The organism is Paraburkholderia sp. JPY419 (genome assembly GCF_050435705.1).
Classification (GTDB): domain Bacteria; phylum Pseudomonadota; class Gammaproteobacteria; order Burkholderiales; family Burkholderiaceae; genus Paraburkholderia; species Paraburkholderia youngii.
The window spans coordinates 664,428-687,252 of record NZ_JBNDKV010000003.1; the positions used below are offsets into that span (position 1 = coordinate 664,428).

General features: G+C 61.9%; 22 protein-coding genes and 9 pseudogenes. 21 read left to right on the forward strand and 10 right to left on the reverse strand.

What is annotated here, in order from left to right:
- Nucleotides 1–235 precede the first annotated feature (235 nt).
- From QFZ91_RS26750 to QFZ91_RS26760, 3 genes are read left to right on the forward strand one after another with little or no spacing between them, the layout of a single operon-like run.
- A complete protein-coding gene (locus QFZ91_RS26750; RefSeq protein WP_429568988.1) occupies nucleotides 236–892 on the forward strand; it encodes a lipocalin family protein in 657 nt (218 codons plus the stop codon).
- 6 nt (nucleotides 893–898) lie between these two features.
- A complete protein-coding gene (locus tag QFZ91_RS26755) occupies nucleotides 899–1,060 on the forward strand; it encodes a ChaB family protein (RefSeq protein ID WP_368719057.1) in 162 nt (53 codons plus the stop codon).
- Between the two features lie 30 nt (nucleotides 1,061–1,090).
- Nucleotides 1,091–1,312, forward strand: coding sequence for a hypothetical protein (locus tag QFZ91_RS26760; RefSeq protein ID WP_368719056.1), 222 nt, complete (start codon nucleotides 1,091–1,093; stop codon nucleotides 1,310–1,312).
- A gap of 1,172 nt (nucleotides 1,313–2,484) precedes the next feature.
- On the opposite strand, the gene QFZ91_RS26765 is transcribed toward QFZ91_RS26760, so the two are convergent.
- Nucleotides 2,485–2,679, reverse strand: coding sequence for a hypothetical protein (locus QFZ91_RS26765; RefSeq protein WP_429568989.1), 195 nt, complete (start codon nucleotides 2,677–2,679; stop codon nucleotides 2,485–2,487).
- Here QFZ91_RS26765 and QFZ91_RS26770 point away from each other — a divergent pair.
- From QFZ91_RS26770 to QFZ91_RS26795, 6 genes and pseudogenes are all read left to right on the forward strand, one after another.
- Nucleotides 2,678–3,094 (forward strand): hypothetical protein, encoded by a 417-nt coding sequence (locus tag QFZ91_RS26770; RefSeq protein ID WP_429568990.1) that lies wholly within the window; start codon nucleotides 2,678–2,680, stop codon nucleotides 3,092–3,094. The genes QFZ91_RS26765 and QFZ91_RS26770 overlap by 2 nt on opposite strands.
- A gap of 42 nt (nucleotides 3,095–3,136) precedes the next feature.
- Nucleotides 3,137–3,906, forward strand: a pseudogene (locus QFZ91_RS26775) (sensor histidine kinase); the annotation flags it as partial.
- A pseudogene (locus QFZ91_RS26780) lies at nucleotides 3,864–4,354 on the forward strand (response regulator). The pseudogenes QFZ91_RS26775 and QFZ91_RS26780, both read left to right, overlap by 43 nt.
- Nucleotides 4,355–4,396: 42 nt before the next feature.
- Nucleotides 4,397–4,750, forward strand: a complete 354-nt coding sequence (locus QFZ91_RS26785; RefSeq protein ID WP_429568991.1) for a sensor histidine kinase — start codon at nucleotides 4,397–4,399, stop codon at nucleotides 4,748–4,750.
- A 54-nt stretch (nucleotides 4,751–4,804) separates the two neighbouring features.
- On the forward strand, nucleotides 4,805–4,978 hold the full coding sequence (locus QFZ91_RS26790; RefSeq protein WP_368719074.1) for a hypothetical protein: 174 nt from the start codon (nucleotides 4,805–4,807) through the stop codon (nucleotides 4,976–4,978).
- Between the two features lie 423 nt (nucleotides 4,979–5,401).
- A pseudogene (locus tag QFZ91_RS26795) lies at nucleotides 5,402–5,551 on the forward strand (SagB/ThcOx family dehydrogenase); the annotation flags it as partial.
- A 77-nt stretch (nucleotides 5,552–5,628) separates the two neighbouring features.
- On the opposite strand, the gene QFZ91_RS26800 reads toward QFZ91_RS26795, so the two are convergent.
- From QFZ91_RS26800 to QFZ91_RS26810, 3 genes and pseudogenes are all read right to left on the reverse strand, one after another.
- Nucleotides 5,629–6,063 (reverse strand): Hsp20/alpha crystallin family protein, encoded by a 435-nt coding sequence (locus QFZ91_RS26800; protein ID WP_368719075.1) that lies wholly within the window; start codon nucleotides 6,061–6,063, stop codon nucleotides 5,629–5,631.
- Complete coding sequence (locus tag QFZ91_RS26805; protein ID WP_176369988.1) at nucleotides 6,041–6,190, reverse strand: hypothetical protein; 150 nt, start codon at nucleotides 6,188–6,190, stop codon at nucleotides 6,041–6,043. The genes QFZ91_RS26800 and QFZ91_RS26805 overlap by 23 nt, the downstream gene beginning before the upstream one ends.
- A 190-nt stretch (nucleotides 6,191–6,380) precedes the next feature.
- Nucleotides 6,381–6,684, reverse strand: a pseudogene (locus QFZ91_RS26810) (hypothetical protein).
- A gap of 159 nt (nucleotides 6,685–6,843) precedes the next feature.
- On the opposite strand from QFZ91_RS26810, the pseudogene QFZ91_RS26815 reads away from it, so the two are divergent.
- Together QFZ91_RS26815 and QFZ91_RS26820 are read left to right on the forward strand one after the other, a co-directional pair.
- Nucleotides 6,844–7,466, forward strand: a pseudogene (locus QFZ91_RS26815) (AMP-binding protein); the annotation flags it as partial.
- Between the two features lie 247 nt (nucleotides 7,467–7,713).
- A complete protein-coding gene (locus QFZ91_RS26820; protein ID WP_429568992.1) occupies nucleotides 7,714–7,998 on the forward strand; it encodes a hypothetical protein in 285 nt (94 codons plus the stop codon).
- A 39-nt stretch (nucleotides 7,999–8,037) separates the two neighbouring features.
- On the opposite strand, the gene QFZ91_RS26825 is transcribed toward QFZ91_RS26820, so the two are convergent.
- On the reverse strand, nucleotides 8,038–8,676 hold the full coding sequence (locus QFZ91_RS26825; RefSeq protein ID WP_429568993.1) for a hypothetical protein: 639 nt from the start codon (nucleotides 8,674–8,676) through the stop codon (nucleotides 8,038–8,040).
- A 134-nt stretch (nucleotides 8,677–8,810) separates the two neighbouring features.
- On the opposite strand from QFZ91_RS26825, the gene QFZ91_RS26830 reads away from it, so the two are divergent.
- Together QFZ91_RS26830 and QFZ91_RS26835 are read left to right on the forward strand one after the other, a co-directional pair.
- Nucleotides 8,811–9,119 (forward strand): hypothetical protein, encoded by a 309-nt coding sequence (locus QFZ91_RS26830; protein ID WP_255215351.1) that lies wholly within the window; start codon nucleotides 8,811–8,813, stop codon nucleotides 9,117–9,119.
- Nucleotides 9,120–9,166: 47 nt separating this feature from the next.
- A complete protein-coding gene (locus QFZ91_RS26835) occupies nucleotides 9,167–9,463 on the forward strand; it encodes a LemA family protein (protein WP_255215353.1) in 297 nt (98 codons plus the stop codon).
- Here the strand turns inward: QFZ91_RS26835 and QFZ91_RS26840 are convergent.
- Nucleotides 9,455–9,814, reverse strand: coding sequence for a flavodoxin family protein (locus QFZ91_RS26840; RefSeq protein ID WP_255215352.1), 360 nt, complete (start codon nucleotides 9,812–9,814; stop codon nucleotides 9,455–9,457). The genes QFZ91_RS26835 and QFZ91_RS26840 overlap by 9 nt on opposite strands.
- Before the next feature lie 452 nt (nucleotides 9,815–10,266).
- Here QFZ91_RS26840 and QFZ91_RS26845 point away from each other — a divergent pair, with 452 nt between their 5' ends.
- Both QFZ91_RS26845 and QFZ91_RS26850 read left to right on the forward strand, forming a co-directional pair.
- Nucleotides 10,267–11,103: a universal stress protein gene (locus tag QFZ91_RS26845; protein ID WP_429568994.1), complete on the forward strand. Its 837-nt coding sequence runs from the start codon at nucleotides 10,267–10,269 to the stop codon at nucleotides 11,101–11,103.
- Between the two features lie 516 nt (nucleotides 11,104–11,619).
- Complete coding sequence (locus QFZ91_RS26850) at nucleotides 11,620–11,880, forward strand: hypothetical protein (protein ID WP_176369991.1); 261 nt, start codon at nucleotides 11,620–11,622, stop codon at nucleotides 11,878–11,880.
- A gap of 341 nt (nucleotides 11,881–12,221) precedes the next feature.
- Here QFZ91_RS26850 and QFZ91_RS26855 read toward each other — a convergent pair whose 3' ends face one another.
- On the reverse strand, nucleotides 12,222–12,557 hold the full coding sequence (locus tag QFZ91_RS26855; RefSeq protein ID WP_368719078.1) for a DUF3892 domain-containing protein: 336 nt from the start codon (nucleotides 12,555–12,557) through the stop codon (nucleotides 12,222–12,224).
- 516 nt (nucleotides 12,558–13,073) lie between these two features.
- Here QFZ91_RS26855 and tnpA point away from each other — a divergent pair.
- The 3 genes and pseudogenes from tnpA to tnpC all read left to right on the forward strand — a co-directional run bounded on the left by tnpA (nucleotide 13,074) and on the right by tnpC (nucleotide 15,204).
- The gene (gene tnpA, locus QFZ91_RS26860) at nucleotides 13,074–13,532 is read left to right on the forward strand and encodes an IS66-like element accessory protein TnpA (protein ID WP_429522482.1); all 459 of its coding nucleotides are present in this window, start codon (nucleotides 13,074–13,076) and stop codon (nucleotides 13,530–13,532) included.
- Nucleotides 13,529–13,873, forward strand: a complete 345-nt coding sequence (gene tnpB / locus QFZ91_RS26865; protein ID WP_429557025.1) for an IS66 family insertion sequence element accessory protein TnpB — start codon at nucleotides 13,529–13,531, stop codon at nucleotides 13,871–13,873. The genes tnpA and tnpB overlap by 4 nt, the downstream gene beginning before the upstream one ends.
- A gap of 30 nt (nucleotides 13,874–13,903) precedes the next feature.
- Nucleotides 13,904–15,204, forward strand: a pseudogene (tnpC, locus tag QFZ91_RS26870) (IS66 family transposase).
- Between the two features lie 73 nt (nucleotides 15,205–15,277).
- Here the strand turns inward: tnpC and QFZ91_RS26875 are convergent.
- Nucleotides 15,278–15,482: pseudogene (locus tag QFZ91_RS26875) on the reverse strand (IS6 family transposase); the annotation flags it as partial.
- A gap of 844 nt (nucleotides 15,483–16,326) precedes the next feature.
- On the opposite strand from QFZ91_RS26875, the pseudogene xdhA reads away from it, so the two are divergent.
- The 3 genes and pseudogenes from xdhA to QFZ91_RS26890 form a co-directional block, all read left to right on the forward strand.
- A pseudogene (xdhA, locus tag QFZ91_RS26880) lies at nucleotides 16,327–17,769 on the forward strand (xanthine dehydrogenase small subunit); the annotation flags it as partial.
- 90 nt (nucleotides 17,770–17,859) lie between these two features.
- Nucleotides 17,860–20,376 (forward strand): xanthine dehydrogenase molybdopterin binding subunit, encoded by a 2,517-nt coding sequence (gene xdhB, locus QFZ91_RS26885; protein WP_429569155.1) that lies wholly within the window; start codon nucleotides 17,860–17,862, stop codon nucleotides 20,374–20,376.
- Nucleotides 20,357–20,539, forward strand: a pseudogene (locus QFZ91_RS26890) (XdhC family protein); the annotation flags it as partial. The gene xdhB and the pseudogene QFZ91_RS26890, both read left to right, overlap by 20 nt.
- Before the next feature lie 306 nt (nucleotides 20,540–20,845).
- Here the strand turns inward: QFZ91_RS26890 and QFZ91_RS26895 are convergent.
- The gene (locus tag QFZ91_RS26895; protein WP_429568995.1) at nucleotides 20,846–21,295 is read right to left on the reverse strand and encodes a porin; all 450 of its coding nucleotides are present in this window, start codon (nucleotides 21,293–21,295) and stop codon (nucleotides 20,846–20,848) included.
- Nucleotides 21,296–21,300: 5 nt separating this feature from the next.
- Nucleotides 21,301–22,623: an IS5 family transposase gene (locus QFZ91_RS26900; RefSeq protein ID WP_429522490.1), complete on the reverse strand. Its 1,323-nt coding sequence runs from the start codon at nucleotides 22,621–22,623 to the stop codon at nucleotides 21,301–21,303.
- Nucleotides 22,624–22,825 lie beyond the last annotated feature (202 nt).

Sequence of the window (22,825 nt, forward strand, 5' to 3'; positions counted from 1 at the left end):
TTTTAGCTGAAACTTCAACTACAAATAGTTTTTAAAACTGGTTTATCAGTACTATTGCTAGAAGCACTGCATACAACGATGTGTGCATTTCGTATTGAACGAGTCTGCGAGTTGGTCGCTTACGAGCAAGGCACCCACGTAGTTCTTCAACCCTTCGTAGCCCTCGACCGAGCTGATGTCCGCCAGCGAGTAGGTGGCCAGCATGTAGTACCGAAGCGCGCGGGCCAGGCCCTTCTTGCGGCTGCCGGGCGTCTGTGTCGCGGGTCCGCCGATCGACCTGCAACGCTACATGGGAAAGTGGTTCGTAATTGCGGAAACGCCGTATCTCAGCGATAACGACCATGTCGGCAGCTACGACGAATGGACGTTGCGTGCCGATGGACAAATCACAGACGACTATCGCGGCCGACGATACTCATTCGACCAGCCGGTCACCGGAAGCCACTTCGTCGCGAAGGTTGTGGGTGGAACGGGGAACACCACATGGCGAGTCGGACTCATCTGGCCATTCGAAGTCCGGGTTGTGACCGCGTACTTGGATCCTGAGTATCACCACACGATTCGCTGCATGGTCGACAGCAATATGGTGCGGACGTCCCGATGCTCCATCATTAACACACGTCAATACCTGTCCCTCGCAGGTGCTCATCCTTTTATTCGAGCGTCAAGTTTTTTTCATCCCAGCGGTCATCTGCAACTGGCCATGACCCCAGTTTGTCCGCCACTGCCGGATGCCGGCGGCCCGGTGGCGCTCTCGCGATTGCGACCACGGGAGGCATTCATGTTGACCCAGTTCGAAGCTACCGCCCTGCACGCGACGCATACGCCGACTCTTCGAGCAGAGAACGAAGTGCCCTATTTCAGCAATGCCGATCTACTCGACTCGGTTTAGGATCATCTGCCGCAGCACGCGCAGGAGATCTATTGGGCTGCATTTAACGCTGCATACGAGCAATATGCAGCCGATACGCATCACGACAAAAGCGCGCATCGCGTGGCATGGGCGGCAGTCAAGCGGCGTTACGCCAAGGACGGCAATGAGTGGACAGCGCGCCGCTGATCTGCCCGATAGTGACGCTCCTGCTATGCGATGAACTACCACAACTTGCTGGTCCATCTGGACGATAGTCAGGCCGCGCGGCAGCACCTCGAGATCGCGTTGCTCGTCGCCCGGCAGTTTGATGCGCAGCTGGTGGGGCCGGAACATCACGCCGATCCCAGATACTCACATAATCTCCGCGATACCGGGCGCGGCCGGCATGCAAGCAGAAGTGATGCGGCAGGGCGATCAGCAGCGAGCGGCTTTGCGTGATCTATTCGACGCCGCGTGGCGACACGCAGATGTCGCCGGTCAATTCCGATGCGGCGACGCGAGCGACATGTGTAGCATCGTGCGGTACGCGCGTCTAGCTGACCATATCATCGCCGGCCAGTCGAACCCGAACGCCCCCGAAACATACATCCACGATCACGTGGGCGAACAGCTGATGATGATAGCAGGGCGACCCCCGCCATTCACGACGCCCTGCCGTTTCCCCCGCGCGACAGGACATCCTCGTGACGGCGCACGGACCGGCGGACGCGCCGCGTGGCGCGCGCATCCCGAGCACGGACATAGCACGTACGCTCGCCCGTCACGACGCGGTCATCGACGTGCTCGAACTCGAGGGCGCCACCGGAGAGCGCGTGGGAAGCAAGTTGCTGTCGGGCCGCGCAGGCTCAGGGCTGCGACCTGATCCTGATGGCCGTATACGGTCACGCGCGCTGGCACGAAGCAGTGTGCGGCGGCGTTACGCGCGCGCTGCTGCAATCGATAACTGTGCCGGTGCTGATGTCGAACCGAATCCGCACAGCTTGCGTGAGGTACGTCATGTTCGCCAATACCGTCGTTGCTGTGGACCGCACCGACACGTTGATGCTTGCGCTGATCTGGGCGTTGCGGCTCGCGCGTGAAAGGCACGCACGACGCTAGCATCAGGAGACGCTCATGACACAAAAGCAGGCCGAACTGCGAACGGTTCACGTCACGGCCCCACAGAACCGGTTGCTGGACGTGATTCGCGCGCTCAGTCTCGAACTCCGCGATACAGCGCAATGCGTGCGTCAATTGTCGAACGGCATTCGGATTTGCGTCAAGTGTGCACCTTGCCGCCTGGTGCCGCACAGCATGCCTTCGCATCAGATCCGTATCGCCATTGACATGTATCAACCGCACTGGCGCGCGAGGCCCTAGGATGAAACCGTGCGTGAAGCGCAGACGGGGCTCAGCATGCTTAAACGGATCTTGCTAATAGGATTTCTCGCACTGCCAGGGTCCTCCGTCGTCGTGTCGCTCGCGTGCGTTCATCCTCGCGTCCGCGCGAGGTCGGCCGAACTTGCATACGCGCCGCAGTTGCTCGCTGGTGTGAACAGACGTATTGCGCCGTCCACGTTCTTCGAACGTGGCGGCGTGAACAATCGCATTTGAGTTGAACGGCGCGGGGGTTACACGATGAAACACAGATGGCAATGCGGACTGCTGGGGGTCACGGCAGGACTTGTATTCGCCGCAGCACCGCCGCGCGCGGCAACAGCGGAAGAAGCCACAACCCAGGCGGCCCCCAGCAAGCTCTTCTCGGGCAGCAGCGTCACGCATGCGAACGCGGTCGTCTTCGCGATAGATCCCGGACGAAACAGCATGACGCTCCTCGAAGACAACGGCGAACCCGTCGACGTGGTGGTCGACCCGAGTATCGGAGATGTGCAAAAACTACGGCTGGGCGACACCGTCGCCGTCACGTTCAACCGCGCGCTGTTGCTGCGGGCCGACAAGTCCAACTCAAGCGGCATCCGCGAGCGCATCGACAAGGGATTCACCACCGGCGCATCGCTCGGCGCCTCCCTTGCCCTACACCGCGTCGAGGCAGTGGTCACCGTGGTGCAGATCGATCGCGGCAAGCGTCAGCTAACGTTGCGCGGACCGACGCGCACTGTGGTGCTGCAGGCGTCGTCAGACGGGTTGCTCAACGGGCTCGAAGCGGGCGATAGCGTACGCGTCGACTACGTCGAGGCGACTGCGGTTCAGATCACGCGAGACGGCGCTCCGGTACGCTGAACGGGTCGCAGTAAGAGGAACGATCATGTCACCGAACGCTAGCGTGCCGAGCAGGAACTTATCTGGCGTACCGAAGAACTCGTGCGTTCCAACCACGATCCCGAGCAATTCGCTTACGTCGCGTCGCACGACCTTCAGGAGCCGTTGCGCGCCGTCGCCGAGCCTCTTCAGTGCCACAGCGCCGCTATCACGGGCAACTGGATGCCCCCGCGGACGAATTCATCGCACATGCGGTAGATGGTGCAACGCGCATGCAGAAGCTCATCGAGGATCTGCTTGCGTGCTCGCGCGTCGGAACACCTGGCGCCACGCAGGAACTGGCCAGCTGCGCGACGGCTCTCGACCAGGCGCTCAAAAGTCTGAGCGTCGTGCTGCAGGAATCTCACGCGCAGATCAATCGCGATGCGCCCCCCGTGGTCATGGGTATTCCGACGCAACTCGCTCTGCTGCCTCATCGGCAACGCGGTCAAATTTCGGCGACTCGATCAACCGGTACGGATCGACATCGGCGCCGCCGTGAAGGAGACGAATGGATCGTTTCGGTCAAGGACAACGGAATCGGTATCGACTCGCAGTACTTCGAACGCATTTTCATGATTTTCCAGCGCTTGCGTTGGCGTGCCGAATACCCTGGCACGCGAATCGGCCTCGCGCTATGCAAGCGTATCGTCGAACAGCATGGCGGGCGCATCTGGGTGGAATCCGGGCCAGATGGCGAATCGACCTTCTTTTTCACGCTGAATGCGAAGCTGGATGGCAGCGCTCGCCAATGCTGTCACAGGTTACGAGCAATCCCGTGCACATCCTTCTGATCGAAGACAGTCCTACCGACGTGTTGATGACGCGCGAAGCACTCGGGGACTAGGAGGTGCTCAATCCGTTGCACGTCGTGCAGGACGGCGCCGAAGCCATGGATTTCCTGCACCGCACCGGTCGGCATCACGACGCGCCCCGTCCCGGCCTGATCATTCTCGATCTCAATCTGCCGAAAAAAAGCGGCCGGGAAGTCCTTGATGAACTGAAAGCCGATCCCGATCTGATGGTATTCCCGTCATCGTGCTCACCACGTCGAGTTCGGAGGAAGACGTTGCAAAAACGTACGGATTACATTCCAATTGCTACTTCACCAGGCCAGTCGACTTTACGATGTTCGTCGATGTCCTGCGCAGAATCAACGACTTCTGGTTCAGCGTCGTGACATTGCCGCCGCCAAGCCATGAACACACCCCAGCATCTGCGAATTCTCCTTGTCGAAGATAGTCCGACCGATGCCTTGCTGATCCGGGAGGCGCTTATCGGGAATTGCACGACGATTTCGGCCAGCAGCTCGTCGCGCTGAAGATTGCGTGCGCGAGGGTCGATGCGTCGATCAAGGGCAGCGATAGCCCGGCAGGGGCGGCTGACCTCGCCAACGTCTACAAACTCATCGATCAGCTGGTCGCGCATCGCCTGATCCCAGCCCTCGAATGGCTCGTCAACCGGTTTTCGGAGCAACATGGCGTGCGCGTCTCGCATCGCATTGTCGACAACATCGATTTCAACGACGACCGCGACACAGCTGTGTTCCGGATCGTTCAGGAAGCGCTGACGAACGGCGCCCGGCACGCGCGAGCGACCGAAGTGGTGCTTGAAATACTGCGCAAGAGACCGCATTGAGTTGTTCACGTTGCAGACAACGGCTGCGGCAGCTCGCCAAGCGAGCGACCGGCGGTGGACTCGTTCGGCCTGTTGGGAACCCGCGAGCACGCGTGGGCTCTCCGCGGCGATCTGCAGATCCGCACGGCGCCGGATCAGGGCTTTGCGATCACGGTCTCGTTGCCGCTCGAGATCGTCGAGGCGAGCATCGAGCGAGCGGCCTCCGGTCGCTTGGACCCGAGGCGCTAACTCGTCGACCCTAGGGTTCGTCGTTGCCCGGTGATGTGCCTGAATTCGTTGCTTGCTGAGCTTCCATCGATTGCGAATTGACAGACGTCAAACATTCCCGGCGCAACATGCGTTCGAATCGGAATCGTCGGTACACGGTTTCCGCTGCGCCGCGCCCTTCAACCACCCCGGAGTATCCGTCGTGCGCAATGACGCCACGAAAATCTGCTTTCGGTACCGCGGCGGCCGACGCCATGCCCGTTTCTATGACGTGCTGATGACGCTCAACGATCCGGGCGGAGCCTGTCGAATACAAATTTGCGAGGCACTGCCCTGAGGCGCGGACACTCCGCCGCTCACGGCGGGACGCCTCAATGCTGCGCGCCTGATGCGCGCGCTCGAACTGATCGGGCTCGTAGAGCGGATCACCCGCTCGCGACGTCTTGCGCGTCCGCGGGGCTGGGCAACGTGGTGCGCGGCTGGATCAATCACCGCCTGCTCGCCGACCCGCTCGGGTTGAAAGAAGACAAATTGCCGATTCTCGCGCAGACCGTTGGCGCACTCGGCACGAAGCTCAGCTCTTTAGCGGATTGAGGCGAGGGCTCGGGAAAACAAAGGGCGCGCCCGTGATGGCGCGCCATACTTGATCGTTCAGACTCGGTCGCTGGTTTCTAGTTGACCGTCAGACGCTTGTGCTCGCTCGACGCCTTTTTCGGCAGGCTCAACGACAGCACACCGTCCTTGTATTCGGCTTTGGCATTGGCCTCATCGACTTCACCGCCGAGTGAGAATGAGCGGCTGAACGTGCCGGAGTAACGCTCGCGACGGATCACGCGTTCGCCTTCCTTTTCCTCCTTGTTGCGCTCGACCTTTGCGTTGATCGAAACGACGCGCCCGTCGATCTGAACGTCGATATCCTTCTTGTCCACGCCGGGCAGTTCAGCTTTCACCGAATAGGCTCCGTTGTTTTCCGTCACGTCGATCTTCATCGATGCGAGTTCGGTGTCCTGTGTCGTCAGCATCGAGCGCATTGGCCGGAAAAATCCCTGGAACAGTTCCGAAACAGGATCCGCCGAAAACGGATCAAAACGCGTCAGATTGCTCATAGCCCTTCTCCTTTAGATAAGCAGGCCATGAAATGGCCCAATTGACCGACTGCAATCCGGCCTGCAATGTCGCCGCCGGGTTGCGCAATGCACGGGGTGAATCAGATGCCGTTGCCGTCTTGCGCATTCACGCTGGTCCGCACCGTGAAACGGTACCTTCAGCGTAGTCGCGCGCGGCTTTGCGTCGTTGATCCACGTCAAGCCCCGGTCCAGTGCACCGGCGGGCCTTCGATCGTCTTTTGCAGCAGTTCGCGATCCAGCACCGTCCGCGGTCAAGCGCGCGTCGCGCGAAACATCGTTTGTCGGGCCATCGTCGTTCAGTGTTTGCGCGCTCGAGCTGCGATCGCTTCGAGTTCTTGTTCCGCGAGATCGAACGCGCCGCGGATCGCCGCCTCGGCGTTCTCGCCGGCGCAATAAGCGATGGACCTGAATTCGTGCGCGGGAGTGGTCAGATCGAGTCGCACGTCGTAATGCGGGCTGGCGCGATCCGGGCGCAACGCCTCAATCGCCAGATGGCAGTTCGACACGAGCGCCCCGAACCGCGCAAGACGCACCCAGCTGCACACCCGCCTCCGCTTCGAGCTGCGCGGCACCCGCGAAGCCGAGATAGACAATCTGCATCCCGATGCCGATCCTCCCCCTCCCGCTCCGAGTATTGTCCGGACACCCAGCGCGGCACCGTCCGTGGACAGCGTCGTTTGCCGCAGGCTTATTGTATTCCTCCGTGAAGCGGAGTCATTGACCTGAGTCAATCGCGACGAAAGGCAGGGGATAGCGGTCATTTTCTTGGTGTGCCCAAGCATCTCGCGACGCGACGCCACTCCCGTTGCCAGCGGTGCCGCTGTGAGACGGCTCAGCGCTCAAACAAACCGCGCGCTAATCGCCGGCACGCGTTCAACGTGGCGGAACCACGTCCCGCGAACCCGGAGCGGCTTCTGGGCACGGCTCGCGCGCGAGCATCTGAGCTGGCACCGGCCCTTCACGAAGGTGCTCGACGAATCGAACGCACCGCTCTTCAAATGGTTCGACGACGGTCTGCTGAACGCGTCGTACAACTGCCTGGACCGCCATCTGCACGACGGCAACGCCAACAAGATCGCGATCATTTTCGAGGCCGACGACGGCACCGTGACGACCATCACGTACCGGCAACTGCATGCGCGCGTGTGCCGCCTGGCGAATGGGTTGCGCGCGCAGCATCGCGTGCGGCAATCGCGTGATGATCTATCTGCCGATGTCGATCGAAGGTGTCGTCGCGATGCAGGCGTGCGCGCGCATTGGCGCGCCGCATTCGGTCGTGTTCGGTCGTGTTCGGCGGCTTCTCGGCGAAGTCGCTGCACGAACGCATGGTCGAGGTCATTGCCGTCGCCGTCATTACCGCCGACGAACAGATGCGCGGTGGATGCGATCTACGGCATGGCTTCCTGGACGTCAGCATGGAAGAAGCGCACGCCATCCTGGACCGGGTCTTCACACTCAATTTCATGTCTGGTCTTTACCTTCGGCTCGTTGCTCGTCGCAATTGAGGTCGCAGGCGCGACAATACACCCCACGCATGATTGCGACCACCCTGCTTCGAAACAACGTGATTCGCTGGATCGTCGGGCTATTCGTCTTTTCATCTTTTCATTGCTTTGGACGCATCGAACCATGACCGAAATCGGGCAGACACACCTCGTGCCGGAATTGCAGGTATTGGTTGCCACGATCGTCGGGCCCGACTCACTGATGGCCTTCATCGTGCTAATCGATTATTCCGCGCGTTTGCCGAGCCCCGTCGCTCTCGTCGGGCGCATCGCGGAACATGGTTTTGCCGTCATAGAGAGCATTTACGCGCTGCGCCTCAAGCTCAAGATACGCATACGGCCGGCCACCTATTTGATACAGGTCAACGTTGTGTGGTCACGCGCTTTGTGGACTGATTCGGCGGAGTGATCCCGTGCACTGGTACGAATTCGAGCTCGCTGAATTTCGTCATTTCGCTTCGCTCATAAACGCGCGGAACTCATCCTCGACCGCGACGATCGCGTTCGCACAAGTCCAATACATCACGCTCAAGTTGCCGTCGGTGCGGTACATGCCACGGCACATCGCTTTCAGTTGAATTAGCGCGTGATCTTCGTCGAGCCGTCCCTTCGGCGCCGCGAGATACACGAAGCCGAACGAATGCGGCAACGCGGTTTCGATCAGCGTATCGTCAGCGCGGACGATGCGGCTCGCGGAATGCGTGGCGACGAACGCGCGCGTACGTACCCATGCCGACTCGCAATCGACCGTCGGTTCGCAACGCACACAGGCCTGTTGACGCGCCTCGAACGGCGCGACTTCCTCGCGGCGGAAGGCCGCCTCGCGCGCGGTGCTCGCGCATCCGGCAACGAGCACCAGACATAGGATCGACACCCAGATCCAGCACGCGGCGCGCTTCATGACCGCGCCGGTGTCGGTGTGGCCGCCGAACCAATGCATTTGTCGATCTCGCTGGGTTTGCTGCTCATCGGGTTTCCAGTCTTTGTCGCGTCTGAACCCGGCCGACCGCAACTCCTGCGCCGCGAACTCGACATCGACGACCGCGTCGCGTCCCGTGACGATCGCTTCCCGGGTGTCTGCAAACATAGCGGCTCGTCGCGCATGAAGACTGATCCTGATCAAACATGCCATTGACGGCGATCAAGCGATGCCACTGCCACGCGTCTACGCTGCGATGAATATGGCCCCGGCCACATCCACACTACCCGGCGAGGACGACCTTGAGACCCGCCCTGATCGTTTCGATTCTGTTCGCGCTGCTCTGCATGTCAGGATGCGGGGGTGACATGGTGCCGGCTGCCGATCGCGAAGTCGCCGTGGCCTTTGCCGACGTGCTGGATCTCTACAACGAACGGCTCGAACTGACGGAGCAAGCGGTCTTGCTCGGCCCCAAGCATCTGTCGCCGGATGCGCCGGCGCTCGCGCAGATAGGTAGGTCGCGCACGGCGGTCGCGGATCTGCATGCGTCGCCAGCCCTGCTCGACTCGCCCGCTTCGTTCGAACGCTTCGATGTCGCGCACGCGATCTGACCGACGCGATCTCGCAACTGCTGATCGCATGCGAGGGCATCCGCCGCCTGAAAGCGAGCCCGGCGTTCCACGCGCTGCGGTCGCGGCTCGCCTCGTCCGCGGGGCGGATCGCCTTCGCGCGCGAGCGCTACAATGAAGCGGCCCAGCGCTACAACGCAGCGCGTCTCCGTTTTCCGTTCGACTTCGCGGACATGATTCATCCCACCCAGCATAGGCCCGCTTTCACGGCTCCGGACGGAACGCCTGTGCATCTTCATCCGCGCACCGATTTCGACGCGTTGCGCGGCTCGCTGCGTCGAGTCGCAACGTTTTCGACCGCGAGCCTGAACTCTCCGCTACACTAGCCACTCCATCTCGCGGCGCGCCGCCATTCTCGACCTGATCTTCTGCGCGAACGCGTCGCGCTTGACGCCGTCTTTGCGTCGATACAGCTCACTGCCGGTAAACACGCAGGTCGCAAGCGGCGCCTTGCCCGCCGCCTCAGACATCTGCTTCAGCGCCTCTTTGCCGCCGAACGCGCCCTCGCAGCAAAACAGCGCGAGCCGGAGAACCTGCGGGCCGTGCAATTCCAGCCACGCCCGAGCTGGCGCGCACGCGCCACGCGCCCAGACGGGCGCGCCAACGACGACGAGGTCATACGCTGCGACGTCGAGCAGCGCCGGGATGACCTCGGGCGTGTCGATGACACAGCGCATCGATCAACGATCCGACGAAACCGCGTGCACCGTTACGCGGTTCCGGACCGCCGCGTTCGCGAATCGGTTTGATGTCGGCGTCCAGCCTGGACGCGAGCAGCTCCGCATCACGCCGCGTTGTGCCGGTTCGCGAGTAATAGACGATGCGAAACCTGCAACGCTCGGACATATGCTTTCTCCGACATCGGACATTGGGCACCTCATCCGCCAATTGAGCGTCATGCGCTGCGAACGTGCCAGCTCGCGATGCGATGACGCTTCGATCAAGATTCGACTTGCGGGCGGTGGTGTCAGAGTAATTGAGCTCGGCCGGCAGCGATTGACCCACGTCAACTGGCGTGCGGCATCCGCGATGCTTGATCTGCGTCAACAGTCGTGCCGGGCTGGACCATAGACTAAATGTCACTACGGGCTGCGCCCGTTTCCACACGGTCTGTCAGGGAGCCTTGACGATGAGCTACAAAAGCATTCTCGTTGACCTCGATACGAGCGTTCGCGCGCATCCGCGCCTCGAGATCGCATTGCAGCTTGCCCGGTTTCACGCGCGGCTGACCGGTCTGTTTTCGACCTATGTGCCACCGCGCCACGTGTTCTTCGTCATGGCCGGCACTGCCGAGTACTACGCGGAGCACGAGCGCCAGCGCCACGAAAAGGCCGGCTCCCTCGAGCGGCTCTTTCATGCCGAACTCGCGCGTGCAAGGGTCGAAGGTCAGTGGATCACCGCAGACGGCTATGCGAACGACGTTGTGCCGCCGTACGCCCGTCTCGCCGATCTGATCGTGCTCGGACAGACTGATCCGGTCGACCCCGAGGCGGTCGTCGCCGAACAGTTCGTCGAGCACGTCGTGCTGTCGGCGGGACGGCCGGTATTGGTGGTGCCGTCGAGCGGGCGCGTCGCGTCGCCGGTCCGGCACGTGCTGATCGCGTGGGACGGCAGCCGTGAAGCCACCGGCGCGATCCACGACGCGCTGCCGTTCCCCGCGCATGCCGCGAAGGTGTCGCTGCTGACGGTCCATTCGCCCAGCGATCAACCGCCGCGCGACCGGATTCCCGGCGCGGACATCGCGCTGACCATCGCGCGTCACGGCGTGAAGATCGACGCGCGCGAGCTGACCATCGAAAACGACACGCCGGTCGGCGATGCTTTGCTGTCGCAGGCGTCGGAGCTCGGCTGCGACCTGATCGTGATGGGCGCGTTCGCGCACTCCCGCCTGCACGAAGTCGTACTGGGAGGCGCAACGCGCACGATGCTAGAGTCGATGACCGTGCCAGTGCTGTTGTCGCACTGAAGATCGCGCTTAAAGAGACCATCATGGTGTACGACACGGCGGGCTTCGATCCGTCGGTGACGACGGACCTTGGGCTACACGCGCCACTGACAGCCGAAGCGCGCGCGATCTGGGATCGCAGTCGCGAAAGGTACGACGGCGCTTTCGCGCGGCAGCCGAGCAGGCTCGCATTGAAGGGCTCTCATTGCAGCAGCAACAGACACCAGGCGAGGTACCGACCAAGGCTCCATCAGAGCTCCAACCGGAACGCAAACGGACGTGCTATTGCTGCGGGCACCCGAACCCCGCAGCAGCGTTTGAGTGTGAGAAATGCTTGGTGAGGCTCTAGTCGTCATGCCACTTCCGCAAAATATCCGGGACGGTCTGCCGGCAGTTCGGCTTGTCAGGGGCTGCCGGATGCTGCCCGACTCAGTGCGGCCGAGACCTGGGCACACACTTTGGGAGCCCGGGTCGCGCGAAGAACCAGATACCCACTGAGCTAGACTTGACCTATCGCTTGTACCGCCGGGACATGACATGTTCGATAGACAGACGCACCGAGGCTTCAGCATCACGGTGACAGCGCGCAACGACGTACGCGGCGGCTCCAATGTCACGCTGCTTGTCGAGCGCATCTTTTCCCACCGGGACGACGTGCGCACCGGCGCGCCGCTCGCAAAACCGGAGCATTACCACTCGGTGCACCCCGCAACTGCGGCCGTCGGCGAAGCCATGCGACGAGTCAGGCGGCTAATTGACGAGGCACTCGGTGAACGCGATCCGCTGGAAGGCGAGTAATTTTCAATTCGCAACTCTCCAGCCCGGTCTGCAGCGCGCCTTGCCCGGATTTTAAATCTGACCAAGCCAAACGACTGGCTCGCCCTTTCGGCAGCCGGACATAATCGATCGCTGCGAGGCGTGAAACCACGGCGGACACCCCTAGGGTAACGATTTCCGTCCCGCTCCGTCTTCGTCGACGGAATTCGCCATGTTGAACGAAACGAGGGCCCTAAAATGGGGGGGCTCGACAATAAGTGAGATTTCCCCGCTTAATCCACTCGCGTTTGAAACGCGAGTTGGCCAAGACGCCTCAAAGCGGTGGCCGGCCCGTCGAATTCGCCATGCTCAACGATAAGCATTTACCGGCACTGGGGCAGGCTGAGAAGGTTGTCCGCAGTGGTCACGTCGTGCCCCGTCCTGAGGAATTTTTGGCCTTGCGGGGTTTGCCAGACGAGCACATCAGCAGTCTGGTCACCTCTGACAACATAGAAGCTCCACCTACCCGTCTCAATCCCGTTAATAGCGTCTTTCTCGCTGATTTTCCACCGGCTCCCGTCGGGGTTCTTTCCGCCGATATGCGAAATGGCCTCGTGCCTACTCTGCTTTTTTGTCTTCCTGATGCAGAGAACCTGAATACGCTGCGCCATAAAACCCCCGCTCTTTATGATGGAGTTTGATATTGCATGATCCATCATATTAAGGAATTGCACGTTTACCCGCGATTTATGCGATATGTATTGGCGCAGATCAAACGGATCGGGATTTACTAAAACACAAGTTATTTCAATTCCTTCCGAGAAATCAGATTTGAAAGCCGACTTAACCCGCGAGGCTCGCCAACCGATTTCTCCCGAACCACCGAATCGGTGGTCTCGACGATTCGGGTCATTTTCACCGGGGGTCGTGAAACGCGCCTCCCTTGCAGGGCTGATGAAAGATTATTTCGAACAGCGCCGTCGTCGACCGCGCACACTATCGGATCGGATGCTCGCGACGCCGCGGCCTATTCGGTTGATGCCGCATTGCAAAGGGGATGGTCAAAGTGATGCACCCTTTGATGCAGTATGACCACCCGGTCGCACTGCATGGGAGTAACGAGCGACTATGTTTCCTACGAACGTGTAGGAAACCTATCTGGAGGGATTTGCGCAGTTTCCAGATGGCTAAAGCGGACCCACATCGTAAGCGGCTCGTGCCGGCCGTTATAGACAGTGGCTGAGGGCGACATCAAAGTGATGCACATCATTTCCAATCTGATGGGCACCACTTTGACACAGTCTGCGGAGAAGAAGCCGGGTTCCCGAACGGGGCGGCCGAACTACCCCCGGGAGCTGCGTGAGCGACTGGCAGCAGCAGCTTGCGAGCCTGGCGTATCAGTCGCGAAGCTGGCTCGGGAGAATGGCATCAACGCGAACATGCTGTTCACCTGGCGGCGGCGTTATCTGGCCGACCAGCAAGCTCGATCTGCCGGGCTCATTCCGGTCGTTTTGCTCAGCGACACGCCGACGGAGGTCATTGAGTCAGCTCCGGTAGAAGCGCCCGCGCAGGGCGCGAAGCCTGTATCACCGGTCGGCACGATCGAGATCCGGATCGGTCGTGCGGTGGTTAAAGTGGACGGCCTGGTTGATGCCGATATGCTGCGGATCGTGCTGGGTAGTCTGCGCTCATGATCTCCCTACCGGCAGGCACGCGCATCTGGATCGCTGCTGGCGTCACCGATATGCGATGCGGGTTCCAGGGGTTGGCAGCGAAGGTGCAAACAGCGCCTGGGGAGAATCCGCTGGGCGGCAACGTCTACATCTTCCGGGGCCGTCGGGGCGATCTGGTAAAGATTCTCTGGGCCTCGGAGGATGGAATCTGGCTGCTAGCGAAGCGGCTTGAACGAGGCCGGTTTATATGGCCCAAGGCCGACGGTGGCAAGGTCCATCTGAGCGCCGCGCAACTGTCGATGCTGCTTGAGGGCATCGACTGGCGACAGCCCCGTCGCACTGCCGCACTATCGATGTTGTAAACCGCGCGGCGGACTCGTAAACTACGGCGCATGTCGAACGGCGCCGATCTTCCTGACGATGTCGAGCTCCCGAAGGCCTTGCTGGTTGAGGCCCGTAGCCTGCTTGCTGAACGCGATGTCGAGATTGAGCAGCTCAAGGCCCAGATCGACAAGCTCAGGCGCATGCAGTTCGGTCGCAAGTCCGAGCAGCTGCAGCGGCAAATCGAGACGCTCGAGACTCAACTTGAGGATCTGGCGGCTGGGCGCGGCGTTGTGGATGTGCAGCGTGCGCAGGCCCGAAGTGCAAATGCGTCCACCTCAAATGCGACGACGGACGAAGCGGCTTCCAGGCAAGCGCTTCCCGCGCATCTGCCGCGCGAGGATCATGTGCTCAAGCCTGAATCAGGTTGCCCGGATTGCGGACACCCAATGCAGGTGCTTGGCGAGGACGAATCCGAACAACTCGCCCGGGTCGCAGCGGCGTTCAAGGTCATTCGCACGATCCGGCGCAAACTGGTTTGCCCATGCTGCAGCACTATCACCCAGCCGCCGATGCCCGGCCTACCGATCGAGCGGAGCATCGCCCATCCGAGCTTGCTCGCAGACGCTCGGGCTCGACGCAACCGGCGTCGGTCTGGTTCGCGTACTCGCCGAACCGGCAAGGCATCCATCCTCAAACCCATCTCGCCAACTTCAAAGGGATCCTGCAAGCGGACGCTTACGCGGGATTCGACGAATTGTTCCGCGATGGCTCGATACGCGAGGCGGCATGCCATGCGCACGCGAGGAGAAAGTTCTACGACATCCATGTGCGCACGCCATCTGACACAACACAAAAGGCACTCGAATATATTGGCGGGCTCTATGACATCGAGGCCTCCATTCGCGGCAGGCCAGCCGCCGAGCGGTTGCGAATACGGCAGGAGAATGCCAGACCTCTGCTTCAGATCTACGAAGCGTGGCTCAGGGCAAAGCTCGAAACGCTGTCGTCGAAGTCCGATACGGCCAAGGCGATCAATTACACGCTGAACCAGTGGAGCGCACTGACGTTGTATTGCGAAGACGGCACGCTGGAGATCGACAACAACGTCGCGGAAAATGCGCTGCGTTGTGTAAGCTTGGGGCGGAAGAATTTTTTATTCGCCGGCTCCGACAGTGGCGGCGAACGGGCAGCCGCAATGTACTCGTTGATCGGCACTTGCAACTTGAATGACATCGATCCGCGTGCCTACCTGGACTATGTGCTAGCCCACATCGCCGATCACAAAATCAATCAGATCGACGAGCTCCTGCCTTGGCGTGTGGCCGACAAGCTGCACACGCCAGCAAGCCCGCCGAATCCCGCTACCTGACCGGCGGCTCCAGTTCACCATCATGCCCCACGCGGAGGCCCCGCACCCGGCGGGCGGCATTTTGCCGACACGCGAGCCTGATAATCCAGATGCACGCTCAAATGAGTAACCTCGAGTCCGTGTTCGGCCATCATCTCTTCGACGTTGCGCAGGCTCAGCGAGTACGCCGCGTGCCAGCGCACGCAAAGCAGGATCACGTCCAGCGGATGATGCAGCCGCTTGAGCACTTTGCCGATACCGCCGGGCAACGCATAGCGCGTCGTCTTCGTCTTTGCCATCGCACGTGTCGTACATTCCGATTCGAGCGATTCAACCCGACCTCGCCAATGCAACTGAACCTACGAATTCGCTCGATCGCAGTCGCCGGTTCCGTGCGGCTGGCTAAACATGCGCGACTTGTAAGGAACACCACGTCATTGTTCGATAGCCGACACAAGTGCGCGACGCAATTGCGGGCCAATGCGTCATTATGCCTATACTCTGCGGTTCCGAGCGTTTGGGCCCCCACATGGTCCGGAATGTGCTTCGAGACAGGCTTGGAACAGCCCGGTCGCTGCGCAACCGCGACACAGAGCATTGTCACGTTGCTGACTGAGTTCGGTAACATCCGGCGATGCAGGTTACCTGATCCCTTTATCGTGGCGACCGCTTCCCCACGATGCCATCAGTTATGCCGTACGTTGCGCACCACCGGGTTCAGCTGAGTCTGCGCGACCTCGAGCAATTCGACACCAGTGCGACAAATTTAGCGCAGGCTTTGAACGGGGGGTAAAGGCAGCTCGCCGCACATCCAGCACCACGGCATCTGGACGAGCTATTTGTGTCGTTGTGCGGTGAGCTTACCTGCCACGGCGTGCCGTTGATGAACAGGGGCCAAACTCGACATCCTGCGGCAGAAACGGCGGGACTAAGGCACCGTTAAGCGGTTCTTCAGCCATGTGCTTTGTTCTTGCCCCGTGCCGCGCACTCGACACCGATCAGCTTGGCAGCTAGCCGGCAGCCAGAGCCGACATTCCCAAAACTGGCAGGCATCAAATATGTGCTTCAAGACTGCAGCCAAGGTGAACAACCGTGCAGACCCTGCGTAACGCGCGCCCGGTCCGCACTGTCTTCCGATCCGCCATGACAACGCAAACCATCCGCTTCTATCACCAGGGGTCCGTCCGCGAGGTCGCGGGCGTTCCGGCGACGCGCACCGTGCTGCAGCACCTGCGCGAGGATCTGCGCTGCACCGGCACCAAGGAAGGCTGCGCGGAAGGCGACTGCGGCGCGTGCACGGTCGTGATCGGCGAACTCGACGCGCGCGGCGAGCTCGCGTTGAAGGCGGTCAACGCCTGCATCCAGTTCCTGCCGACGCTCGACGGCCGCGCCCTCTTCACCGTCGAAGACCTGCGCGCCGCGAACGGCGCGCTGCATCCGGTGCAGCAGGCGCTCGTCGACTGTCACGGTTCGCAATGCGGCTTCTGCACGCCCGGCTTCGTGATGTCGATGTGGGCGCTCTACGAAAACCAGCCCGCCAGCGTCGGCCTGCCGACCCGCGACGAAATCGACGCCGCGCTGTCCGGCAATCTGTGCCGCTGCACCGGCTACCGGCCGATTATCGATGCCGCGCAGAAGATGTTCGACTACGTGCAGCATCCGCGTGTCGCGCTCGATCGCGATGCGATCGCCGCCACGCTGCGCACGCTGCAACGTAAAGACACGTTCGAATACAGCGCGCCCGACGCCCGTGGCGCCGCGTTCGGCTCACCCACCTTCCACGCCCCGCTCACGCTCGACGCGTTCGCGACGCTGCGCGCGCAGCATCCGGACGCGCGCATCGTCGCGGGCAGCACCGACGTCGGCTTGTGGGTCACCAAGCAGTTTCGCGATCTCGGCGACCTGCTGTACATCGGCAACGTCGCGGAGTTGAAGACGATCGCGCGCGACGCGCAAACGCTGACGATCGGCGCGGCGGTCTCGCTCGAAGACGCGTACGCGGCGCTCACCGCCGACTACCCGGAGCTCGCCGAACTATGGACGCGCTTCGCCTCGCTGCCGATCCGCAATGCGGGCACGCTCGGCGGCAACGTCGCGAACGGCTCGCCGATCGGCGATTCGATGCCGGCACTGCTCGCGCTCGGCGCCGAGGTCGAACTGCGCCGCGATCGCACGACCCGCACGCTGCCGCTCGACGCGTTCTACCTCGGCTATCAGAAGACCGCGCTCGCGGCCGGCGAATTCGTCAGCGCGCTGCGCGTGCCGCGCCCGGCAGGCGCGCTGCGGTTTCGCACCTACAAGGTGGCGAAGCGTTACGACCAGGACATCTCGGCGGTGTGCGCGGCGTTTGCGCTGCACGTCGCGCAAGACGGCACGATCCGCGCGGCGCGCGTCGCGTTCGGCGGCATGGCGGCGACACCGAAGCGCGCCGCGCATGCCGAAGCCGTGCTCGACGGTGCGCCCTGGAACGATGAGACCGCCCGCCGCGCGATGGACGCGCTCGTCGCCGATTACCAGCCGCTCACCGACATGCGCGCATCGAGCGCATATCGGCTGAAGGTCGCGCGCAATCTGCTGTGGCGCTTCTACCTCGAAACGCGCGACGACGCGCCGCTCGCGTCGCTGCGATGTCAACGCGTTCGCGTTCGAGGCGAACGCAGTCGCGAAGGAGTCGACGTGACCAGCCGGACCGATGCCTTTATCGAACGCGCGGGCGAGCGTGCCGATCAACGCGATGCGACGCCTGACGATGGCAGTAGCATCGCGTCAATCGGCGTGCCGCTGCCGCACGAATCCGCCGCGCTGCACGTGAGCGGCGAAGCGACTTACACCGACGATATCGCCGAGCTGCACGGCACGCTGCACGCGGCGCTCGGTCTGTCGCGCCATGCGCATGCGCGGATCGTGTCGATGGATCTCGACGCGGTCAGAAACGCGCCTGGCGTGATCGCGGTGCTGAGCGCCGACGACATCCCCGGCGAAAACAATTGCGGTCAGCTAGTGCACGACGATCCGATCCTCGCCGACGGCGAAGTGCTGTACCTGGGCCAGCCGGTCTTCGCGGTGATCGCCGAAAGCCACGAGCTCGCACGTCGCGCGGCCGCGCTCGCGAAAAGCGACGACGTGATCCGCTACGAGCCGCTCGACGCGATCCTCACCGCCGCCGATGCCAAAGCCGCGAAGCAGTTCGTGCTGCCGCCGCTGCATCTGCGGCGCGGCGATCCGGACGCGAAGATCGCCGCCGCGCCGCATCGGCTGGCCGGCACGTTCGAGGTCGGCGGCCAGGAGCAGTTCTATCTCGAAGGCCAGATCGCCTATGCGGTGCCGAAGGAGATGAACGGCATGCTCGTCTACAGTTCGACGCAGCATCCGAGCGAAATGCAGCAGGTGGTCGCGCATATGCTCGACTGGCCCGCGCATAACGTCGTGTGCGAATGCCGGCGCATGGGCGGCGGTTTCGGCGGCAAGGAATCGCAATCGGCGCTATTCGCGTGCGTGGCCGCGCTCGCGGCGCAACGCTTGCGTCGGCCGGTCAAGCTGCGCGCCGATCGCGACGACGACTTCCTGATCACCGGCAAGCGCCACGACGCGGTCTACGAATACGACGCGGGCTTCGACGATCAGGGCCGCCTGCTCGGCGTGCGCGTCGAAATCGCGCTGCGCGCCGGCTACTCCGCGGATCTGTCGGGCGCGGTCGCGACGCGCGCGATATGGCACTTCGACAACGCGTACTACCTGCCCGACGTCGATATCGTCGCGCTGTGCTGCAAGACCAATACGCAGTCGAACACCGCGTTTCGCGGCTTCGGCGGCCCCCAGGGCGCGCTCGTGATGGAGGTGCTGCTCGACGGCATCGCGCACGAGTTGCGGCTCGATCCGCTCGACGTACGGCTCGCGAATTACTACGGCGTCGGCGAACGCGATACGACGCCATACGGACAGCGCGTCGAGGACAACATCATCGCGCCGCTGACCGACGCCCTGCTCGATTCGAGCGACTACCGCGCGCGGCGCGCGGCGCTCGCCGAATTCAATGCGAAGAGTCCCGTGCTCAAACGCGGCCTCGCGTTTTCGCCGGTCAAGTTCGGCATCTCGTTCAACGTGGCCTTCCTGAATCAGGCCGGCGCGCTCGTGCACGTGTACAAGGACGGCTCCGTGCTCGTCCATCACGGCGGCATCGAGATGGGCCAGGGGCTCAACACGAAAGTCGCGCAGGTGGTCGCCAATCAGTTCGGCTTGCCGCTATCGCGTGTGCGGGTAACCGCGACCGATACCTCGAAGATTGCCAACACATCGGCGACTTCGGCCTCGACCGGCAGCGACCTGAACGGCATGGCAGCCGAAGCCGCCGCGCAGACGATCCGCGCACGGCTCGCCGAAGTCGCGGCGCGCCAGCTCGGCGGCGACGCGAGCGATGTGCAGTTCGCGCGCGGCAGCGTATCGGTGAACGGCGGTGCGCTGCCGTTCGAACAGCTCGTCAACGCCGCGTATCTCGCGCGCGTGCAGTTGTGGTCGGACGGCTTCTACGCGACGCCGAAAGTGCATCGCGATGCGAAGACGCTGACCGGTCATCCGATGTATTACTTCGCGTATGGCGCGGCGGTATCGGAGGTCGTCATCGATACGCTGACCGGCGAGTGGAAGCTCGTGCGCGCGGACGTGTTGCACGACGCGGGCCGATCGATCAATCCGGCGATCGATCTCGGCCAGATCGAAGGCGGCTTCATTCAGGGCATGGGCTGGCTGACCACCGAAGAGCTGTGGTGGGACCGCGACGGCCGCCTGATGACGCACGCGCCGTCGACGTACAAGATTCCCGCGGTCAGCGACACGCCCGCCGAGTTCCACGTGCGACTCTACGACAACAGCAATGCGGAGCTGACCGTGTTCCGCTCGAAGGCCGTCGGCGAGCCGCCGTTCCTGCTGTCGTTCTCGGTGTTTCTGGCGATCCGCGCCGCGATCGCGGCCGCGGCGCCCGATGCGCAACATGCTCCGCCATTGCGCGCGCCGGCCACGCCCGAGGCGATACTCGACGCGCTGGATGCGTTGAGTGCGTCGGACGCGTCGCAGCACGCACATCCGACCGAGGCCGCCTCGCACCCCGACAGCGCCGACATCCACACGCCACCCGCCGCGCCGACACCTGACGCGGCCCCGCAAGGAGAATCGCCGGATGCAAGCTCGGCTCACTGACCTGCAACATCTGCTCGCGCATGACGACGCCACCGTGCTGCTGACGGTCGCGCGTCGAAAGTTCAGCGCCCCGCGACGCCGGCACGAAGATGATCGTCACACGCGCGAGTTGGGCAGATATTCGCTCGGCGACGGCCGCCTCGAATGGGAAGCGATCGAGACGGTTCTGTCGCGTTAGCGAGGTCGAGTAGATTCGGGCGAATCGCAACGTACGGCACGCACGATGGCAAAGACGAAGACGACGCACAAGTCACTGCCGGGGGGCGCCGGCAGAGTGCTCGATGTCCGTGCGGGCACCCGCGTCGCACAGGGCCAAAATTGTCGATTCTCAATTCGTTCAGACCGGTTCCCTAACCGAATTTGCCTCCTCGATATTTGCACCGGAGCGCCTTACTCCAGGATAACGAGATCTCCATTTCCGCGGTGTCGCTCTGTTCGCATGTCTTGATTCGCACGCTTTTACTACAAATCAGAATTTGTGACGGATGGCCGCGCGAGCAAGGACCTGGAAATTATTGGATGAATCGTTCATATTCGTGATGTTGGCAACAGCGGGGGTACCGGTACCGAGAGACGATGTTCCCGATGCTTGCTGCCAACTAATTCCGAAATACACATCGGTGCGTTTGGACAGGAAATAGTCGGTTGCAATCGCTACCTGGTTGAAATGCTGGTTTCCGATTTTGTGTCCCGCGGCGTTTTGAACGCCATCCGAGTGCAAGTAGGCATATGATGCAGCGACAGTCCAAGCCGGGCTGAAACGATACAGTATTCCAACGTCGTAGTTGTTGAATATCGCCGTTCCGTCTTGAAGCGACGCGCCGAGATTTGCGTATTGAATATTGGAGAACGAAGCCGCCAGGATGACTGGGCCGATCGTGTAATTGGTCCGTCCTGAACAATTCGTTTTGCCGAGCACCGTAGTTACGGGGATTGAAGCCGAGCAAGTCGGTGGTTGAACAAGGCGGTCAGAATGAAGGCGCAAAGAAGCCGCAGCTTCCTGAGGATCATCCGTAGATTGTGTCCTGCGCCGCACATCACCGCGTGCATCGCGTCGCCGAGCGCACCCTTGAGCCAGTTGCGATCGAGTTTTCCGTCTGTCTTCATGTGACCGATTGCTGGCTCGATTGCGCTGCGCCGTCTGATCATCGCGCGTAGTCCGCGTGTAATGCCCCGCCGCAAGCCCGGGTGGTAGATCTTCACACCATCGACGGCGACACCCTTGTAGCCACGGTCGACGATGGCGACCTCCGGCGTGGCGTCGCACAGGATTGCCGCCTGCTCCAGCGCTTCAGCCAGGGTGTGCCCGTCGTACGGATTGCCTGGCATCGAGCGCATGCCAACCACCAGTCCTTCCTTGTGGGTCGTCGCGATCGAAACTTTCACCCCGAACTCGTACGGCTTGCGCGCCTTGCCCTTGGCCAGGCACTCGACTTCCGGTGCATGCAGCGCATAAAGCTTGTTCTTGTCCTTCGGCTTCTGCGCCAGAATGCGTCTCGTGCGGGCGATCAGTTCCGTTAATTCAGCGCAGCCTAGGTCGGCCACCTGGTTGACCTGCCGCTCCACATCGCGCATCACCCGTCCAACGCGCGAGCGCAGCGTGCGCAGCGCTTTCCTCATGCGTTTGTACTGTTTCGCGTGAGCGTAGCGGCCAATCTGCAGCGCCAGATGCGGCGCCTCGCGGTTGTAGTTCTGCCTCAGTTTCAGACCGTGCCGTGCCGCGGCTTTCACCAGATGTTCGCGACACCGTTCGAGCAGGCGCGAATCGGTTGGGTGGGCGATCGCCTTCTCCATGACGGTCGTATCAACAATCACGCGCTTGACGCTCGAAGCCTTGATCACGCCAGCGCGTTTTGCTGCTTCGATCGTTTCGGCCAGCAACTCTTCAACGCCGGCTTCGCCCATTCGCTTGCGCCAACGCGTCAGGCTCGATGGGTCGATCGGAGGTTCGGTCTGCAAGTAGGTCTCGCCGGTGAACACCTGCCAGTACGGGTTCTCTACCCATTGCCAGACGACCTCTTCGTCGGACAGGTCGAACGCGTGCTGCAAATACAGCAACCCGGCGATCAGCCTCGGCGATGTCGCCGGTCGTCCCTTGCGCGATACAAAGCTTTCGCTCATTGATGCGCCCAGTCGCTCCCAGTTGATCAGGTCGGCCAAACGTATCAACGGATGCTTCAGGTTGATCTGTTCGCGCAGCGGCTGGCGGAAAAAATCTCCCTCCGTCACAGGCGTCTTCGGACCCATTCGCACCTCGTCGAAAAATGCAGGATTCTCACGTTAATGTGCCAGGATCCTGCAAATCTCACAACACCAATTCGGCCTCAAAGCTCTGCCACGCAAGGCTCTCCGAATTGATCAGGCTCGACTAATTGGCCCCTACGACTGCGGACTGGTATGTTTCGGCAGAAGCATATCCTCTGTTGAGGGGACCCTGCAGAGGTGAAAA

What these genes read in the sequence shown, in the direction of transcription:
- QFZ91_RS26760 (WP_368719056.1), top strand. Translation starts at nt 1,091, where the DNA reads ATGAACTACCACAACTTGCTGGTCCATCTGGACGATAGTCAGGCCGCG.
- QFZ91_RS26770 (WP_429568990.1), top strand. Translation starts at nt 2,678, where the DNA reads ATGACGCTCCTCGAAGACAACGGCGAACCCGTCGACGTGGTGGTCGAC.
- QFZ91_RS26765 (WP_429568989.1), bottom strand. Translation starts at nt 2,679, where the DNA reads ATGCTGTTTCGTCCGGGATCTATCGCGAAGACGACCGCGTTCGCATGC.
- QFZ91_RS26800 (WP_368719075.1), bottom strand. Translation starts at nt 6,063, where the DNA reads ATGAGCAATCTGACGCGTTTTGATCCGTTTTCGGCGGATCCTGTTTCG.
- QFZ91_RS26805 (WP_176369988.1), bottom strand. Translation starts at nt 6,190, where the DNA reads ATGCGCAAGACGGCAACGGCATCTGATTCACCCCGTGCATTGCGCAAC.
- QFZ91_RS26820 (WP_429568992.1), top strand. Translation starts at nt 7,714, where the DNA reads ATGACCGAAATCGGGCAGACACACCTCGTGCCGGAATTGCAGGTATTG.
- QFZ91_RS26825 (WP_429568993.1), bottom strand. Translation starts at nt 8,676, where the DNA reads ATGTTTGCAGACACCCGGGAAGCGATCGTCACGGGACGCGACGCGGTC.
- QFZ91_RS26840 (WP_255215352.1), bottom strand. Translation starts at nt 9,814, where the DNA reads ATGCGCTGTGTCATCGACACGCCCGAGGTCATCCCGGCGCTGCTCGAC.
- QFZ91_RS26845 (WP_429568994.1), top strand. Translation starts at nt 10,267, where the DNA reads ATGAGCTACAAAAGCATTCTCGTTGACCTCGATACGAGCGTTCGCGCG.
- QFZ91_RS26850 (WP_176369991.1), top strand. Translation starts at nt 11,620, where the DNA reads ATGTTCGATAGACAGACGCACCGAGGCTTCAGCATCACGGTGACAGCG.
- QFZ91_RS26855 (WP_368719078.1), bottom strand. Translation starts at nt 12,557, where the DNA reads ATGATGGATCATGCAATATCAAACTCCATCATAAAGAGCGGGGGTTTT.
- tnpB (WP_429557025.1), top strand. Translation starts at nt 13,529, where the DNA reads ATGATCTCCCTACCGGCAGGCACGCGCATCTGGATCGCTGCTGGCGTC.
- QFZ91_RS26900 (WP_429522490.1), bottom strand. Translation starts at nt 22,623, where the DNA reads ATGGGTCCGAAGACGCCTGTGACGGAGGGAGATTTTTTCCGCCAGCCG.